This window comes from Pseudomonas sp. WHRI 8519, assembly GCF_040224055.2.
GTDB lineage: Bacteria > Pseudomonadota > Gammaproteobacteria > Pseudomonadales > Pseudomonadaceae > Aquipseudomonas > Aquipseudomonas putida_X.
Window position 1 is genome coordinate 5,899,342 of the sequence record NZ_CP167996.1, and the last position, 16,246, is coordinate 5,915,587.

The window sequence follows — 16,246 nt, forward strand, 5'->3', positions numbered from 1 at the left end:
CACTGGAGAAACAGTGCGAGGCCGAATGTAACACTTGCTTTTTTAGACGTCTAGTGGGTTGGAAAAGAAAAGCCCCGGAAATTCCGGGGCTTTTTCACATCACAGGTGGGCGTCGAGGAACGCAGCCAGCTGGGATTTGGACAGGGCGCCGACCTTGGTGGCCTCGACGTTGCCGTTCTTGAACAGCATCAGCGTCGGGATGCCACGCACGCCGTGCTTGGCCGGGGTTTCCTGATTGTCGTCGATGTTCAGCTTGGCGACGGTCAGTTTACCCTCGTAGGTGCTGGCGATGTCGTCCAGAACTGGAGCGATCATCTTGCATGGGCCGCACCATTCAGCCCAGTAGTCGACCAGCACCGGGCCTTGGGCTTGCAGGACTTCGGCCTCAAAGGTGGCGTCGGTGACGTGTTTGATAAGGTCGCTGCTCATGGATATCTCCAGGGTCGTAAGCAAAAATCGTGGCCCATCATAGCCGCACCCACGCGCTACAGGAAGTCACGGACGATTGAGTGTCACTATAGTTGTGCAAGACGCCGCGAATCGAAACTGTCACAGAAGTGTCATAGCATCGACTGGCACATTGCCTTGCATCAAGCCCTGGCGAGTCGCGCGTTGGCGACAGCCTGCTAACGTGGCACGATTGCCGGGTTACCGACCGAGACTACTCAGATCATGCCGCATACCTTAGCGAAGAACCTGTCCCTGATTGCCGCCATCGACCTGGGCTCCAACAGTTTTCACATGGTCGTGGCCAAGGCTCACCATACCGAAATCCGCATTCTGGAACGGCTTGGGGAAAAGGTTCAGCTCGCCGCTGGCATCGACGAAGCACGCATGCTCAGTGAAGAAGCCATGGTCCGGGGCCTGGAATGCCTGAAACGCTTTGCCCAACTGATCAACGGCATGCCTGCAGGCGCCGTGCGCATCGTTGGCACCAACGCCCTGCGCGAGGCGCGCAACCGCAACGAATTCATCCAGCGTGCCGAAGTGATCCTCGGCCACCCTGTGGAAGTGATCTCCGGCCGCGAAGAAGCGCGCCTGATCTACCTGGGCGTGTCCCATACCCTGGCCGACACCCCCGGTAAACGCCTGGTCGCTGACATCGGCGGCGGTAGCACCGAGTTCATCATCGGCCAGCGCTTTGAGCCGCTGCTGCGTGAAAGCCTGCAGATGGGCTGCGTCAGCTTCACCCAGCGCTATTTCCGCGATGGCAAGATCACCCCGGCCCGCTACGCCCAGGCCTACACGGCAGCGCGCCTGGAGCTGATGAGCATCGAGAACGCCCTGCACCGCCTGACCTGGGATGAAGCGATTGGCTCGTCCGGTACCATCCGCGCCATCGGCGCCGCGATCAAGGCTGCTGGCCTGGGCAATGGCGAAGTCAACGCCGAGGGGCTGGCATGGGTCAAACGCAGGCTGTTCAAGCTGGGCGACACCGACAAGATCGACTTCGACGGGGTCAAACCCGACCGCCGCGCCATTTTCCCAGCCGGCATGGCGATTCTCGAAGCGATCTTCGACGCGCTGGAACTGCAACGCATGGACCATTGCGATGGCGCGCTGCGTGAAGGCGTGCTGTTCGACCTGCTTGGCCGCCACCACCACGAAGACGTGCGCGAACGCACCCTGAACTCGCTGATGGAACGCTACCACGTCGATCAGGGCCAGGCGGCGCGCGTCGAGCGCAAGGCGCTGCATGCTTTTGACCAGGTGGCCAAAGCCTGGGACCTTGAAGAGGGTAACTGGCGCGATCTACTGGGCTGGGCTGCCAAAATTCACGAAATCGGCCTGGACATCGCCCACTATCACTACCACAAGCATGGCGCCTACCTGATCGAACACTCCGACCTGTCGGGCTTCTCGCGTGAAGACCAGCAGATGATGGCGCTGCTGGTCCGTGGCCATCGGCGCAACATCCCCAAGGAAAAGTTCGCCGAACTGGGCGATGAAGGGGTGAAACTGCTGCGTCTTTGCGTACTGCTGCGCTTCGCCATTTTGTTCCATCACATCCGCGGCACCCAACAGATGCCGAAGGTGCAACTGCATGCCGCAGACAATAGCCTCGACGTGGCCTTCCCGGCCGGCTGGCTGGAGCAGAACCAGCTGACCCAGGCCGACTTCGCCAACGAGGCGGAGTGGCTGGACCGGGTCAACTTCGTCCTCAGCGTACGTTAAGTACCGGGTTGCTCAGGCGCTCCAACAGGGTCGCCTGGGCGCTGCGCGGGTTCTGGTTGCCGGTCGGCGTGCTGCGCACATAGCGCCCGTCCGGCTGCAGCGTCCAGGCGTGGGTGTTGTCGGTCAGGTAGCCTTCCAGTTCCTTTTTCACCCGCAGCAGCAGCTTCTTGCCCTCCACCGGGAAGCAGGTCTCCACACGCTTGTCGAGGTTACGCTCCATCCAGTCGGCGCTGGACAGGTAGATCTGCTCGTCGCCGCCGTTAAGGAAGTAGAACACACGGGTATGCTCCAGGAAGCGGCCGATGATCGAACGCACCTGGATATTATGCGAAACCCCCGGAATGCCTGGGCGTAAGCAGCACATACCACGGACCACCAGGTCGATCTTCACACCCGACTGGCTGGCCTTGTACAGGGCCTTGATGACCTTGGCATCGGTCAGCGAGTTGAACTTGGCGATGATATGCGCGGGTTTACCTTCCAGGGCGAACTGGGTTTCCCGGGCAATCATATCGAGCATGCCCTTTTTCAGGGTGAACGGCGCGTGCAGCAGCTTTTTCATGCGCAAGGTCTTGCCCATGCCGATCAACTGGCTGAACAGCTTGCCCACATCCTCGGTGAGGGCGTCGTCGGAGGTCAGCAAGCTGTAGTCGGTGTACAGGCGGGCATTACCGGCGTGGTAGTTACCGGTGCCCAGGTGGGCGTAGCGGACGATCTCGCCCTGCTCGCGGCGCAGGATCAGCATCATCTTGGCGTGGGTCTTGAAGCCCACCACGCCATAGATGACCACGGCACCGGCGGCCTGCAGGCGGCTGGCCATCTGCAGGTTGGACTCTTCGTCGAAACGCGCACGCAGCTCGATCACCGCAGTGACCTCCTTGCCATTACGTGCCGCATCCACCAGCGCATCGACAATTTCCGAGTTGGCCCCTGAACGGTACAGCGTCTGGCGCACAGCGAGCACGTGCGGGTCCTTGGCGGCCTGGCGCAGCAGGTCGACCACGGGGGTGAAGGACTCGAACGGGTGCATCAGCAGGATGTCCTGCTTGCTGATGACACTGAAGATGTTGTCGGCGTTGGCCAGCAGCTTGGGGATCGCCGGGGTGAACGGCGTGTACTGCAGCTCCGGGTGGCTGTCCAGCCCGGTGATGCTGAACAGGCGGGTCAGGTTGACCGGGCCGTTGACCTGGTACAGCTCGCTTTCGCTGAGGCTGAACTGCTTGAGCAGGTAGTCGGACAGGTGCTTGGGGCAAGTGTCAGCCACTTCCAGGCGCACGGCATCACCGTAGCGGCGCGAGAACAGCTCACCGCGCAGGGCGCGCGCCAGGTCGTCGACTTCTTCCGAATCCAGTGCCAGGTCGGCGTTACGGGTCAGGCGGAACTGGTAGCAACCCTTGACCTTCATGCCTTGGAACAAATCATCGGCATGGGCGTGGATCATCGAGGACAGGAACACGTAGTTGTCCCCAGGGCCACCGACGTCTTCCGGCACACGGATGACCCGCGGCAGCAGGCGCGGCGCCGGGATGATCGCCAGGCCCGAATCACGACCGAAGGCATCGACCCCTTCGAGTTCGACGATGAAGTTCAGGCTCTTGTTCACCAGCAACGGGAACGGGTGCGTCGGGTCCAGACCGATCGGGGTGATGATCGGCGCAATTTCGTCACGGAAGTAGCGGCGCACCCAGGTCTTGAGTTTGGGCGTCCAATAACGGCGGCGGATGAAGCGAATCGCGTGCTTTTCCAGCTCCGGCAGCAGCACGTCATTGAGGATGGCGTACTGGCGCTCCACTTCGGTGTGCACCAGCTCGCTGATGCGCGCCAGCGCCTGATGCGGCTGCAGGCCGTCGGCACCGGCCTGTTCACGGGCGAAGTTGATCTGCTTCTTCAGGCCCGCGACGCGGATCTCGAAGAACTCATCGAGGTTGCTGGAGAAGATCAGCAGGAATTTCAGGCGCTCGAGCAGCGGGTAGGACTCATCCAGCGCCTGCTCCAGCACGCGGATGTTGAACTGCAGTTGCGACAGCTCGCGATGAATGTACAGGCTGCTGTCGTCCAGGCTTGGGATGGCGATGGCCGGCGCGGGGGCAGCATGCACGGGCGCGGGGGCGGCGGCCTCTGCTGCAGGCTCCGGGGCCTCTGGGAGATCTGGCGGGGTCTGCACCATCTCTTCAGGGACTGCCTGAGCATCCTTGATCGCGACAGGGGTTAGCACTTCATTATTCATCTGGCGTTCCTGGAGGACGTTAACGCCCTATCATCAATTGAGCGGGACGATAAGCGGCCATTATGACGTCTGTGTTACATCTATAGGCAAGCCCGCGACTTGTGGCTCAAGCCATTGTCCTTCTACCAATTGTTCACGTCGAGACGCGCCTGGGCACTTTCACGAACGCGCGTGAAGGGGTAGGCTGCGCGTTCATTTCGCCAGCACCTCAGAAAATGCTTCAACAATTCCTGCAGGATTTCGGCTATTTTGCCCTTTTTCTAGGCACCTTCTTTGAAGGCGAGACCATCCTGGTGCTTGCAGGATTCCTTGCGTTCCGCGGGTACATGGACATCAGCCTGGTGGTGATCGTGGCATTCTTCGGCAGCTATGCCGGCGACCAGCTGTGGTACTTCATGGGCCGCCGGCACGGGCGCAAGATCCTTGCGCGCAAGCCGCGCTGGCAGGCGATGGGCGACCGGGCGCTGGAGCATATCCGCCGCCACCCCGACATCTGGGTACTGAGCTTCCGCTTCGTCTATGGCCTGCGCACGGTGATGCCCGTGGCTATCGGCCTGTCTGGCTACCCACCCCGGCGTTACCTGCTGCTCAACGGCATCGGTGCAGCCGTATGGGCCTTGGCCCTGGGCGCTGCCGCGTACCACTTCGGCGCCATTCTGGAAGGCATGCTGGGCAACGTGAAGAAGTACGAGCTATGGGTGCTCGGTGGCCTGCTGCTGCTCGGTGCCCTGCTGTGGCTGCGCCGGCGTTTTCGCACCTTGCGCGCCGAGCGCAAGGCCGCCGCACAAGCCCAGGCCGACGAGGCTGAGCAAACTGTAAAGCGCGAGCATGGCCCAGACCAAGGGCGTGACAACCCCTAAGCCCAGAGCGCCAGCCAGATACAGTGCGGGCGCATTCAATAGCAGGCGCACCAGCTCCAGGCGCGCTGCCCACGGCCGGTTCTCCAAGGCCGCGCCCAAGGCAGACAGGCCCAACGCCATCACCGCCCAGCCCAGCACCAGGGCCGCTGTCGGCACCTGCTCGGCAACGCTCATCAAGTAGCTGCCCAATGCCACGTAAACAGCGAACTGCAGCACCACGTAAACCTGCTGCGCCCGCCCCAGTGCTACCGCGAACTTCCGGAACAGCGCCAGGTTCTGCTTGGCCTGTGGATAACGCGCAGCCACATCCGCCGGCCGCCAGCCCGTGGGCATGAACCAGATACGCAGTTTGTCCCACAGGCTTTCGGTGCGCCGGGCATCATCCCAGAGCTGGGCATAGAACTGCAGGTTGGCCCATAACGGGTTCCAGCTGGCCAGCGGCGTGGTCACGCCAAACACCACGGGCTCGGCCGGATCTTCCTCCTTGAATGTGCCAAACAGACGGTCCCAAAGAATGAACACACCGCCGTAGTTGCGATCCAAATAAACAGGATTTTGCGCATGGTGGACGCGATGGTTGGACGGAGTGATCAGTATCCATTCGAGCCAGCCCAACTTGGGAATGTGCCGGGTATGCACCCAGAACTGGTACAGCAGGTTGAGCGACGCCACCGTTATGAACACCCAGGGCGACACGCCGAGCAGCGCCAGCGGCAGGTAGAAGATCCACGAAAAGAGGAAACCGCTGCTGGTCTGGCGCAACGCGGTGGTGAGGTTGTACTCCTCGCTCTGGTGATGCACCGAATGGGCTGCCCACAGCACATTGCGCTCATGGCCCAAGCGGTGCAGCCAGTAATAGCAGAAGTCGTACAGCACGAACGCCAGCAACCAGACCCAGAGGGCGTGGTCCGGCAAGTGCAGCAGCGCCAGATGCTCCCACGCCAGTGCATAGGTCACCACCCCTACCCCCTTGGTCAGCAGGCCGGTGCTGGTGGAAAGCACGCCAGTGCTCAGGCTGTTGATCGAATCGGCCACGGTGAAATTACGCTGGCCGCGCACACGGTCGGCGACCAGTTCAACCGCGATCAGCACGAAAAAGAACGGTACGGCCAGCAGAATCAGGTCCATGGACAGCTGCCTCCAAGGGTACCCAGAGAGATTAGGATGCTCCCATGGCAACCCCTATGGCCACATCTGCCAAACTAGAGGACATTTAGCGCCTCGACACTGGAGTAATGAGCATGACGAAAAAAGTAGCGGTGATTCTTTCCGGCTGTGGCGTCTACGATGGCGCCGAAATCCATGAAAGCGTGATCACCCTGCTGCGCCTCGACCAGCGCGGCGCACAGGTGCAGTGCTTCGCGCCGAACATCGCGCAGATGCATGTGATCAACCACCTCACCGGTGAGCAGGTGGCTGAGTCGCGCAATGTGCTGGTGGAATCGGCGCGCATCGCCCGCGGTGAGGTCAAGGACATCAGCGAGGCCAGGGCCGAGGACTTCGACGCGCTGATCGTGCCAGGTGGTTTCGGCGCGGCGAAGAACTTGTCCGACTTTGCCACCCAAGGTAGCGAATGCACGGTCAACCCTCAGGTACTGGCCTTGGCCGAAGCCTTTGCCGAAGCCTGCAAGCCGGTTGGCCTGATGTGCATTTCACCGGCACTGGCGGCGAAGATCTACGGCCCTGGCGTGGTCTGCACCATCGGTAACGATGCCGATACTGCCGCTGCGGTGGTCAAGATGGGTGGCACCCATGAAGAGTGCGATGTGCATGACATTGTCGAAGACACCCAGCGCAAGCTGGTGACTACGCCGGCGTACATGCTGGCCCAGTCGATCAGCGAGGCGGCTGGCGGCATTTACAAGTTGGTGGATCGTGTGCTGGAAATGACCCACGAGGCTGACTGATCAGCCCTTGGCCAAGCGGGCCAGAATACGGTCCAGCGCATTGGCGAACGCCTGCTTCTCGCGTTCGCCATAAGGCGCCTGCCCGCCGCCGACCTGGCCCTGCTCGCGCAACTCGGTAAACAGGTTGCGCACTGCCAGGCGGTCGCCCATGTTGCGTTCGTCGAACTCACGGCCACGTGGGTCCAGTGCCGCTACACCCTTCTTGATCAGGCGGTCGGCCAGCGGCACATCGCTGCAGATGACCAGCTCACCTGGCACGGCGTGCTCGACCAGGTAATCATCGGCGGCATCCATGCCGCTGGGTACCACGATCAGCCGCACCACGGCGAAGGCCGGTTTGGCCACGGCCTGCCCGGCCACCATTACCACCTCGAGCTTGCGCTTGAGGGCGAATTTGACGATCAGGTCCTTGGCTGCCTTGGGGCAGGCGTCGGCGTCGATCCATATGCGCATTGCATTTTTCCTCTTGAAGCAGGTGGGGCAGTGCCCGATGCCGTTCGGTTGCGCGATTTGGGGCCGCTTTGCGGCCCATCGCCGGCAAGCCGGCTCCCACAGGTATGGACGCACAGCTTAGGAACGGCGAGGTACCGGTGGAGCTGGCTTGCCGGCGATGGGCTGCAGAGCAGCCCCGAAACCCTAACGACTGGCATCAAGCCTGCGCTCTCCTTTCGCGACTAGGGTCATGTTACTCGTCCCGGCGAAAGAAACACGCAATGGCACATCTATTTCAATGGCCACGTGGAGTGCGCAGAGCAAGCAGCACTAACGCCGCTCGCTGCCTGCCATGACTGCAAGGCCTCAGTGAGCCTTGTTCATCCCCCGCTCCAGATCATCGATCAATGCCTTGGCCATCTCGCTGAGGATCCGCGCGGCGCTGCCAGCGATGCGGTCGTTTTCCATTTCCGCTTCGGTGGTGAGGTGGCGGATGCAGCCTAGCAGTATGGAAAGCTGCGAGAACGCATGATCGAACGGGACATCAGGCCTGAGGCTGAACAGGTCGAAGGTTTCTACGCCTGCCGTTGATGCTTGGTTGAGGCCCTCGCTCATTGTGACGCTCCTTGCGCACCGGCGTGCTCGTTCAGCGCATTGATCATCCGGCACAGCAGGCGGATGCTCATGCCCATGGCGTCACGCACAGGGCCTTGAGGGCTGTCGAGCAGCACGCTGGAGGTCTGTTTTATGGTCAGGGTCAAAGCGCAGATGAGTGCGGTGCACTCTTGGGTGTTGGGCGGTTCGGGGAGCGAGATGGCGGGAGGGTCGAGAAGAAGCAGGGCAGATGGAGGTGGGTCTGGGACGAGCTTTTTCATGGCGGATCTCCGTATGTTGGACTGACCTGCCTTCCTCCTCGTCTCACGGATTTGGGTGGCAGTCGTGCACGGGGTGAGACCCGGGACATACGGTAACCCCGGCCAGACCGAAGTCTGCCCGCGCACGACCGCCATGGAGCGGCGCTACCGAATGTGAACCGGGTGTCTCACGCCCGATCGCCTTGTGCGGCGACCCGAGGACATTATTCCCGGAGCGCTTGCCAGCCAAGACGGCACCTTCCGATAGGCGTCGTAGGATAAGTCGCCAGAGTGAAAGAACTGAAGCATTTGGTTTCAGGTTCGGAAATGTCTTACGGCTTTGCGGCGGCTGCGAGGGCTTCGCCCTCGATCGCCGGCAAGCCGGCTCCCACAAATACGGTGCAAGCCTCAAGAACTGCCGAAGCCCATTGGCCGGTTTGTCGGCGATGGCCCTGCAGAAACAGCAGGTAACCAATTGAGCCCAACCTTGTGGAACCGTCGCTACTAGCCTCATGAGCAAACCATCAGGAGGCAGGGAACATGGATCGTCCCCATTCAAATCAGCTAAGGGTTGGCAGGTTCTCAGAAAGGAATCGGTTGTACCTTCTCACCAGCACCACATTGCACAGGGCCCCTGTACTGGGTGAGTTTCACTCGGCCCGCTTGTTGGTCAGCCAGCTGCGCGAGGCCGAGGCAGAAGGTGCGGCGCGGTCTTTAGCCTGGGTTGTAATGCCTGATCATTTCCACTGGTTGATCGAGCTGGGGCCGGTGAGCCTGAAAACGTTGATGCGCCGAGTGAAGTCGCGCAGCACCTGTGCCATCAACCGCCATCTCGGGCGATATGGGCGGCTTTGGCAGAAGAGCTTTCATGACAGGGCGTTGCGGCGAGAAGAGGATTTGCAGGCTGTGGCGCGGTATATCGTCATGAATCCTAAGCGCGCAGGTCTGGTTGAGCGGGTGGGGGATTATCCGCATTGGGACGCGATCTGGGTTTGACGGCCATGGCCACATCGCCACCTGGCTCCAACAGGTAAAGCGCTGCCCTCAGGTTCAGTGCAATTCCTGTGGCCGGCTTGCCGGCGATGGGGCCTCAAGGCTTGGCGGTATCCTTCCACCCACCGCCCAACGCCAGGAACACCCCGATCTGCCCCATGGCTACCTGGCTGTTGGCCGCAGCCAGCTGCGCACGCATATCGGTATACGTCCGTGTCGCCTGCAAGTCCGCCAGGAATGACTCACGCCCCGCCTGGTAATACCGGTGCGTCTGGTCCGCCGCTTCTTTCGCCGATTTTTCCGCCTCGGCCAGCGCATCACGCCGGTCGAGCAAGGCGCTGTACTGGGCCAGGCGGGTCTGAGTTTCGCGAATGGCGTTGAGCACCACGCCGTCGAAATGCGCCAGCGCCGCCTGGGTCGAGGCCTCGGCCATGCGAATGCGCGCACGGGTACCGTTGGTGGGGATGCTCCAGCTGATCTGCGGGCCGAAGCCCCAACGGTTGGTTGCAGGCTCCCCCAGGTTTTCGAGAATACCGATGGTACCGACCTGGGCGCCGATGCTGATGTCGGGATACAGCGCGCCCGTGGCCACGCCGATATTCGCTGTAGACGCCGCCAACTGGCGTTCGGCCTGGCGCACGTCGGGGCGGCGCTTGAGCAGCGCGGCGCCATCACCGACCGGCAACAGCTGGTTCAGATGTGGCAGCTCGGCACAATCGGCAGTGCCGGCCGGCAGTTGCTCCACAGGCTTGGCCAGCAGCGCAGCCAACGTATACAAGCCAGTTTCCCGCTCGGCCTTGAAGCGCGGCAACTCTGCGCGCAGCGATTTGAACTGGGTCTGCGAGCGGGTGACCTGGGTTTCGTCACCCCGGCCAGCATCACGCAGGCGCTGGTTGAGCTGCACGCTCTGCTGCTGCAGATCGAGCGACTCACGGGCGATGTGGTATTCCTCGTTGGCCGAACACACCTGGGTGTAAGCCTTGACCACATCGGCCACCAGCGTGATGCGGGCAGTATCGGCGGCGGCCTGCACAGCGTCGGCATTGGCTTTGGCGGCTTCGGTGCCGCGCTTGAAGGTGCCCCAGAGGTCAAACTGGTAGGAGGCACTGATGATCGCCTCGCCGATGTTGGCCACTGGCACCTTCTCGGTCAGCAGGAACGCCTCGCCAGACTCCTGCAAGCGCTGGGCGCCGGCCTTGATGCCGCCATTGAAGCCACCCTGCGACTGCGCGACCTCGACCTGCGCACGGGCCTTGGCAATGTTGGCCGCCGCCACGCGCAGTTCGGTGTTGGCACTCAATGCCTGGCGCACCAGCTCATTGAGGCGTTGATCCTGATACAGCTGCCACCAGTCCTCAGGTACCGGCGCCGACACCACGCTGGCAGCATCCTGGCGCAGTGGCCCACTGAGGTCGCTGCGCTGCACTGCCGCATCCTTGGGCACTTCATAGTCCGGGCCGACCATCATGCAGGCCCCAAGCGACAGGCAAACGCCAGCCAGGATCAGCTGTTTCATGGGCGCGGGCCCTCGATGATCGAGACCGTGGCGGTACGCCCGGCGATCATGCGGAAGTCTTGCGGCACTTCATCGAAGGCGATGCGTACTGGGATCCGCTGGGCCAGGCGCACCCAGCTGAACGCCGGGTTGACGTTGGGCAGCAGGTTGCTGCCGCTGCTGCGGTCGCGGTCTTCGATGCCGGCGGCAAAGCTCTGCACATGGCCACGCAGGCGAGTGTTGTCGCCCATCACACGGATGTCCACGGCATCGCCAATGTGGATGCCGCCCAATTTGGTCTCTTCGAAATAGCCATCGACGTGATACGAAGCACTGTCGACGACCGAAAGCACTGGGCGGCCAGCCGTGACAAATTCGTGGTTACGTGGCGCGCGATCGTTGAGGTAGCCGTCCACCGGGCTGCGCACCACCGAACGGTCAAGGTTGAGCTGGGCGGTGTCGACCGCCACTTGGGCCTCGCTCACCGCCGAACGGGCACGGGCCTCGCGGGACTGGCTTTCTTCCAGTTGCTCGGCTGCCACCAGGTTGCCCAGCTTACGGTTGCGCTGCGCTTCGCGAGAGGCCTGGGCCAGGGTTTCCTGGCGTTCGCCAAGGGTCGCCTTGGCCTGGCGCAGCGCCAGGGTGAAGCGGTCCTGATCGATGGTGAACAGCACGTCGCCGCGCTTGACGGTCTGGTTGTCATGCACTTCGACCTTTTGGATCAACCCGGAAACATCCGGGGCGATCTGGATCACGTCGGCGCGGATATGGCCGTCGCGGGTCCAGGGGGCGAACATGTAGTACACCACCATCTGCCACACGAGCACAGCGGCGAAGGTCACTACCAGCAAGGTCAGGACCACACGGCCCAGGGTCAGCAAAGGTTTTTTCATGGCAGCATCAGGCTTCGGCAAAAATGGTCCACCGCGCCAAGCAGCACGGCATACAGAGCAACGTTGAACAACGCCCGGTGCCAGACCAGGCGGTAGAAGTGCAGGCGCACCAGCACCGCGTGCACCCCGAGAAACAGCACGTAAGTGCAGACCATCATCACCAGCAGCGTGGGCAGGAACACCCCGCTGATATCCAGTTCACCGATCACAGGGGCGCTCCGTCGAGGCCGGGGGGCAGTTGCGGTTGTTCGGCAGGCTCGAGCATCACCTCGACACCCGGCAGCAATGCCAGGCGCAGGCCACTCAGGGCATGCAGCAGGTGCGTGCGGGCATCGCCGCGTTCGTACAGCTCATCCAGGTTCAGCACCAGGCGTGCCCGCTCCATGTTGCGCAGCAGCGCCGCAGGGGCATGCAGGCGCTGACCGGCGCGCAGGCAGGCCTGGTAGTGGCCGCCCACTTCCTTGATCACCGTTTGCAGGCGTTCGCGGGCCTGGGTGCCTGCGCGCGGCAGGTAGGCCAGCAGGTCGAGCAGGTTCAGCCCCACGCGCAGGTCGCGCAGGGCTGCGCCAGTGTCCTGGCCGGTCTGCGACAGGCGCGGCAGGTGCTGCATCAGGCGGTCGAGCATCTGCACGCCGAGCTGGCGACGTTCGGCCAGGGTCGCCGGTGCAGTCATCTCGACGATGTCCCGCCAGGCGAAGCGAGTCATGCGCTTGGCGGCCAGTTCCACCCCGAAGGGGCGCATCACCAGGGTCCAGATGAACGCGAACAGAAGCCCTGCCGGGCCTGCCAGGTTGGAGTTGAGGAAGGTGAAGAAATCAGCGTCGTAGGCGCCCTGGATGCTGATGAAGGTGGAGGTGTTGACGATGGTCAGCAAGGTGCCAAGGTAGAAGCGGGGCTGCACGGTCAGGGTGCCGACGCATATGAACGGCACGGCGAATGCCAGCACCAGCATCGGGAAATCGTGCAGGTTGGGCAGCACCAGGAACAAGTACAGGCTGGAGAAGATGACCGACATCAGGGTCCAGAAGAAGAACCGGTAGATCTGCGGTGCGGGGTCGTCCATGGCGGCGAAGAAGCTGCATGACACGGCGGCGAGAATCACCGCACTGGCGCCGTCGTTCCAGCCCAGGCCAATCCACAGGCCGCAGGCGACGATGATCGCCAGCACGGTGGAAACTACCGAATACAGCATCAAGCCACGGTCGAAGAAGGGCGTCAGGCGGCCCAGGCGCCAGTGGCGGTAAACTGCGCGCCAAGGCTTGGGGTCATCCATGCGCAGGGCATGCTGCAAGGTGCAGCAGTCCTGCCAGAGGTCGGCCCACTCGGTCAGGCGATACAGTGCATTGGACAACAGCAACTCAGCACGCTGGTCGAGGGCGGCGGCTCCGGGCTGCAGGCGGTCGATCTGTTCATGCAAGGCGGTCCAGCGTGCTACCGAGGCACTGTCGGCGGTGCCCTTGAGCCATTCGCGAGCGGCGGCCAACACAGGCTGCAATTGGGCGAACTGCGCAGGAGCGCGGCCTTCGAGGGCCACCAGGGCGTCGTCGAGGGCGTCTATGACCGGCAACAGGTGGATCATCCGCCCACGCAGTTCGCGTGCGTTCTTTACCATATGCGGGCCTGCCCCCTCATGGCCCAGCTGGCCAATCATCAACTCCAGCGAGTTGAAGGTGGTGACCATGGCACCGCGCATACCCCCTACTTTGTCGGCAGCCATATCCCGGGCGAGGTAGGTATCGCTGTAACGAATCGCCTCGGTGAACCAGGTGCCGGTCGAGCCGACCACGACAGGCGCCAGGCGTCGCGGCCAAAAAATGGCGCCGACCACAGCGGCGCAGACGATCCCCAGGCAGATTTCCTGAGCACGTGAAGACGCAACGTCGAACACTGCCAGCGGGTTGTCGACCACCGCCAGGGCGATCATCGGCAACGTATAGCCTGCCAGCATCAGCATGTAGTTGTTCGCGGTGCGCAGGTTCAGCGAGAGGTACAGCAATGTGCCGGTCCACAGGGCGATCGCGACGGTCAGCAACAATGGCGACTGCACCAGCGGCGGTACCAGGAAGATTGCCCCGCCAGCGCCGAGCAGCGTGCCAAGTGCGCGGTACAGGGCCTTGGAGCTGGTAGGCCCAACGAACGGGCTGGAAACGATATAGACCGTCGCCATCGCCCAGTACGGGCGTGGCAGCTGCATGAGCAGTGCGATGTACAACGCGATCATCGACGCGGCAAAGGTACGCACACCATAGAACCAGTCGCGGGCCGGCGGTAGGGAACTGAAGAAACCGTTCATGCCACCCCGCCAGTGCTTCCAAGGCCTGCCGCCTCGAAGGCACGAAGCACGCGCAAGGCGGCATGCAGGTCAGCTTCATCGATGCCCTGCAGCACTTCGTGGCGGACTCGCACCAGCTCAGCTTCGATGGCTTCGGCCAAAGCCCGACCCTCGCCCGTCAGGCTCAGGGCCTTGGCACGGCGGTCCAGCGGATCCTCGCTACGGCATACCAGGCCGGCCTTGCACAGCTGGTCAAGCAGGCGCACGAGCGACGGGCTTTCCAGGCCCGCGGCCTGAGCCACGGCTACCTGGTGCACTCCATCGCCCAGGCGCACGATCATCAGCAAAGGTGCGGCGCAGGCTTCGGAAATGCCGTAACTGGTCAGCGCCGTATGGCAGATGCGCCGCCAATGGCGAGCGGAAACGATCATGCCAGTGCTGACTTGCAGGCGCAGTGAATCAAGTGTCATGTAAAGAACCAGGGATATTCATAGTTTGCTAACTATCAATATACGCCTGGCCCTCCCCCTGTCGTCAACCGCGGGCGACGGGGGGTGTACATGAATTGTTGTTCATCGAGGCTGTACCTGGTCCTCCAACTTCATCGCCAATGCCAGCGTACTGCCCATCTGCACGGCCCGATCCCGCCAATCCAGATAGCGCGCCGCATCGCTACGGCTGAAATGCACGGCCAGCTCCTCGGCCGCCTGCATGACCCCGGTCGCCGCCGCCAGCTCCAGCCAATACAGCGCGGCCTTGATATCGGCCTGCACACTCAAGCCATGCAACAAGCGGTAGCCCACCTCGAAGCGGCAACGCACCTCGCCCCGTTCGGCGCCACGAAGAAACCATTGGTAAGCCTGCGCAAGATCGACCTGCCAGCCCAGTTGCGCATCGCAGACTTCTTCTTCGTACAAATCGCCGAGTGCGGCTGCGGCATGCAGCAGGCCGCGGTCAAAAGCATGGCGATAACACTCTGCGGCCTGGGCGTAGGAAACCTCCACGCCCTTGCCGAAGTAGTGTTGCTGCCCCAGGTTGAACCAGGCGGCGGCATTGCCCTGCATGGCCGCCATGCGCAGCAGGTGCCCAGCCAACACGGTGTCGGCACGCCAGTACTTGCCGTTGAGCCAGACCCAACCCAGGTCATTGAGCGCCGCCACATGGCCAGCCAGCGCTTGATGGCGCAGGTCGGCATACACCGCTTGCAGGTCCGCGGCTTCGTCCAGGCGGTTGACCAGCAGCGCCCGCTGGCTGGGCAACCCCACCCCGGCGAACAGCCGCTGTCGCCTGCCAGCGGGGGTCGGCGCGGAAATGACCTGCTCAGGCAGAAGACGGGCGAGCAGCGAGTGGATATTGCTGACAGCTGACATGTTCATCCTCATTGAACGACCCACAGGCCTTACTGCGGCTGTGATGAGGCGTGATTCTGCGCGACGTCACGTCAAAACCTGTCGCGAACGATTCGACGCCAGGCAACCAATTGGCGGCTGCTTGATCTGATCGGATCGTGGCTAATTGCCATGACCCGCTAATGCCGCCATCCTGATGCGGCAAGCCTAGACAAGGACGTTACCTTTTGCCGTTCGCCACCACCCGCGCCACCCTCAGCCGTCAGTGGGCGCTGTTGCGCCAGCTACCCAGCCGTTCCCCGGGCATTACCAGCGCAGAACTGGTGTGGCGCCTGCGCGATGTGGGTTTCAGCGTCAGTAAACGCACGGTTGAACGCGACCTCAATGAGCTGTCGTTGATCTTTCCGCTGGAGCGCAATGACAAGAGCATTCCGTTCGGCTGGCACTGGTCGGTCAACGCTGCGGGGGAGCTGCGCGGGAATTTCGACCTGCAGGGCTACTTGCGCGGTGAGGCGCTACAACCGGCGCAAGGTGATGGGCTGGTGCTGCAAGCCTGGGTCAACGACAGGGTGGCGCGGCAGTTGCGCGATCAGCCGTTGAGTGCAGACATGCAGCTGACTGCCCTGGAGCATGGGCATCGGCTGCAGGCGACGATGGAAGATGGCTGGGCGCTACGCTGGTGGGTGTTGAGCCAAGGGGACGCCGTGAAGGTCGAACAGCCGGATGAACTGCGCAGTGAGATTGCCCAGACCCTGAGCAAGGCGGCTGCGCAGTACCAGAATTAGGGGC

The 16,246-nt window shown here is 62.5% G+C and carries 16 protein-coding genes and 2 pseudogenes; 5 read left to right on the forward strand and 13 right to left on the reverse strand.

Annotation, left to right across the window (positions count from 1 at the left end; translation table 11 throughout):
* Positions 1-99: 99 nt before the first annotated feature.
* Positions 100-429, reverse strand: coding sequence for a thioredoxin TrxA (gene trxA / locus ABRP30_RS27020; protein WP_009684153.1), 330 nt, complete (start codon positions 427-429; stop codon positions 100-102).
* Between the two features lie 243 nt (positions 430-672).
* Here trxA and ppx point away from each other — a divergent pair, with 243 nt between their 5' ends.
* A complete protein-coding gene (gene ppx, locus ABRP30_RS27025) occupies positions 673-2,175 on the forward strand; it encodes an exopolyphosphatase (protein WP_349976018.1) in 1,503 nt (500 codons plus the stop codon).
* Here ppx and ppk1 read toward each other — a convergent pair.
* Entirely contained in the window at positions 2,162-4,342 is a 2,181-nt protein-coding gene (gene ppk1, locus ABRP30_RS27030; RefSeq protein WP_372490516.1) for a polyphosphate kinase 1, read from the reverse strand. The genes ppx and ppk1 overlap by 14 nt on opposite strands.
* Positions 4,343-4,617: 275 nt before the next feature.
* On the opposite strand from ppk1, the gene ABRP30_RS27035 reads away from it, so the two are divergent.
* The gene (locus ABRP30_RS27035; protein WP_241805473.1) at positions 4,618-5,262 is read left to right on the forward strand and encodes a DedA family protein; all 645 of its coding nucleotides are present in this window, start codon (positions 4,618-4,620) and stop codon (positions 5,260-5,262) included.
* Between the two features lie 549 nt (positions 5,263-5,811).
* On the opposite strand, the pseudogene ABRP30_RS27040 reads toward ABRP30_RS27035, so the two are convergent.
* Positions 5,812-6,390, reverse strand: a pseudogene (locus tag ABRP30_RS27040) (sterol desaturase family protein); the annotation flags it as partial.
* 113 nt (positions 6,391-6,503) lie between these two features.
* On the opposite strand from ABRP30_RS27040, the gene elbB reads away from it, so the two are divergent.
* Positions 6,504-7,169, forward strand: a complete 666-nt coding sequence (gene elbB, locus ABRP30_RS27045) for an isoprenoid biosynthesis glyoxalase ElbB (RefSeq protein ID WP_349976019.1) — start codon at positions 6,504-6,506, stop codon at positions 7,167-7,169.
* Here the strand turns inward: elbB and ABRP30_RS27050 are convergent, their stop codons facing one another.
* The 3 genes from ABRP30_RS27050 to ABRP30_RS27060 all read right to left on the reverse strand — a co-directional run bounded on the left by ABRP30_RS27050 (position 7,170) and on the right by ABRP30_RS27060 (position 8,476).
* Positions 7,170-7,622 carry a YaiI/YqxD family protein gene (locus tag ABRP30_RS27050; protein ID WP_241805471.1) on the reverse strand — a complete coding sequence of 151 codons (453 nt, stop codon included), beginning with the start codon at positions 7,620-7,622 and terminating at the stop codon, positions 7,170-7,172.
* Between the two features lie 345 nt (positions 7,623-7,967).
* Positions 7,968-8,216: a DUF3077 domain-containing protein gene (locus ABRP30_RS27055; protein WP_267819587.1), complete on the reverse strand. Its 249-nt coding sequence runs from the start codon at positions 8,214-8,216 to the stop codon at positions 7,968-7,970.
* A complete protein-coding gene (locus tag ABRP30_RS27060) occupies positions 8,213-8,476 on the reverse strand; it encodes a hypothetical protein (protein ID WP_267819589.1) in 264 nt (87 codons plus the stop codon). The genes ABRP30_RS27055 and ABRP30_RS27060 overlap by 4 nt, the downstream gene beginning before the upstream one ends.
* A gap of 519 nt (positions 8,477-8,995) precedes the next feature.
* Between ABRP30_RS27060 and ABRP30_RS27065 the strand changes: the two genes are divergently transcribed.
* Positions 8,996-9,451, forward strand: coding sequence for a transposase (locus ABRP30_RS27065; protein ID WP_267819591.1), 456 nt, complete (start codon positions 8,996-8,998; stop codon positions 9,449-9,451).
* A 14-nt stretch (positions 9,452-9,465) separates the two neighbouring features.
* Here the strand turns inward: ABRP30_RS27065 and ABRP30_RS27070 are convergent.
* From ABRP30_RS27070 to ABRP30_RS27100, 7 genes and pseudogenes are all read right to left on the reverse strand, one after another.
* A pseudogene (locus tag ABRP30_RS27070) lies at positions 9,466-9,570 on the reverse strand (hypothetical protein); the annotation flags it as partial.
* Positions 9,546-10,964: an efflux transporter outer membrane subunit gene (locus ABRP30_RS27075; RefSeq protein WP_349976021.1), complete on the reverse strand. Its 1,419-nt coding sequence runs from the start codon at positions 10,962-10,964 to the stop codon at positions 9,546-9,548. The pseudogene ABRP30_RS27070 and the gene ABRP30_RS27075, both read right to left, overlap by 25 nt.
* Positions 10,961-11,836, reverse strand: a complete 876-nt coding sequence (locus tag ABRP30_RS27080; protein WP_241805469.1) for an HlyD family secretion protein — start codon at positions 11,834-11,836, stop codon at positions 10,961-10,963. The genes ABRP30_RS27075 and ABRP30_RS27080 overlap by 4 nt, the downstream gene beginning before the upstream one ends.
* On the reverse strand, positions 11,833-12,045 hold the full coding sequence (locus ABRP30_RS27085) for a DUF1656 domain-containing protein (protein ID WP_209862598.1): 213 nt from the start codon (positions 12,043-12,045) through the stop codon (positions 11,833-11,835). Before ABRP30_RS27085 ends, ABRP30_RS27080 begins: the two co-directional genes overlap by 4 nt.
* On the reverse strand, positions 12,042-14,129 hold the full coding sequence (locus tag ABRP30_RS27090; protein ID WP_349976022.1) for an FUSC family protein: 2,088 nt from the start codon (positions 14,127-14,129) through the stop codon (positions 12,042-12,044). The genes ABRP30_RS27085 and ABRP30_RS27090 overlap by 4 nt, the downstream gene beginning before the upstream one ends.
* The gene (locus ABRP30_RS27095; RefSeq protein WP_349976023.1) at positions 14,126-14,578 is read right to left on the reverse strand and encodes a MarR family transcriptional regulator; all 453 of its coding nucleotides are present in this window, start codon (positions 14,576-14,578) and stop codon (positions 14,126-14,128) included. Before ABRP30_RS27095 ends, ABRP30_RS27090 begins: the two co-directional genes overlap by 4 nt.
* Positions 14,579-14,680: 102 nt before the next feature.
* Positions 14,681-15,478: a tetratricopeptide repeat protein gene (locus ABRP30_RS27100; protein ID WP_349976024.1), complete on the reverse strand. Its 798-nt coding sequence runs from the start codon at positions 15,476-15,478 to the stop codon at positions 14,681-14,683.
* Positions 15,479-15,684: 206 nt separating this feature from the next.
* Between ABRP30_RS27100 and ABRP30_RS27105 the strand changes: the two genes are divergently transcribed.
* On the forward strand, positions 15,685-16,242 hold the full coding sequence (locus ABRP30_RS27105) for a WYL domain-containing protein (protein WP_267819603.1): 558 nt from the start codon (positions 15,685-15,687) through the stop codon (positions 16,240-16,242).
* The last annotated feature ends 4 nt before the right edge of the window (positions 16,243-16,246 follow it).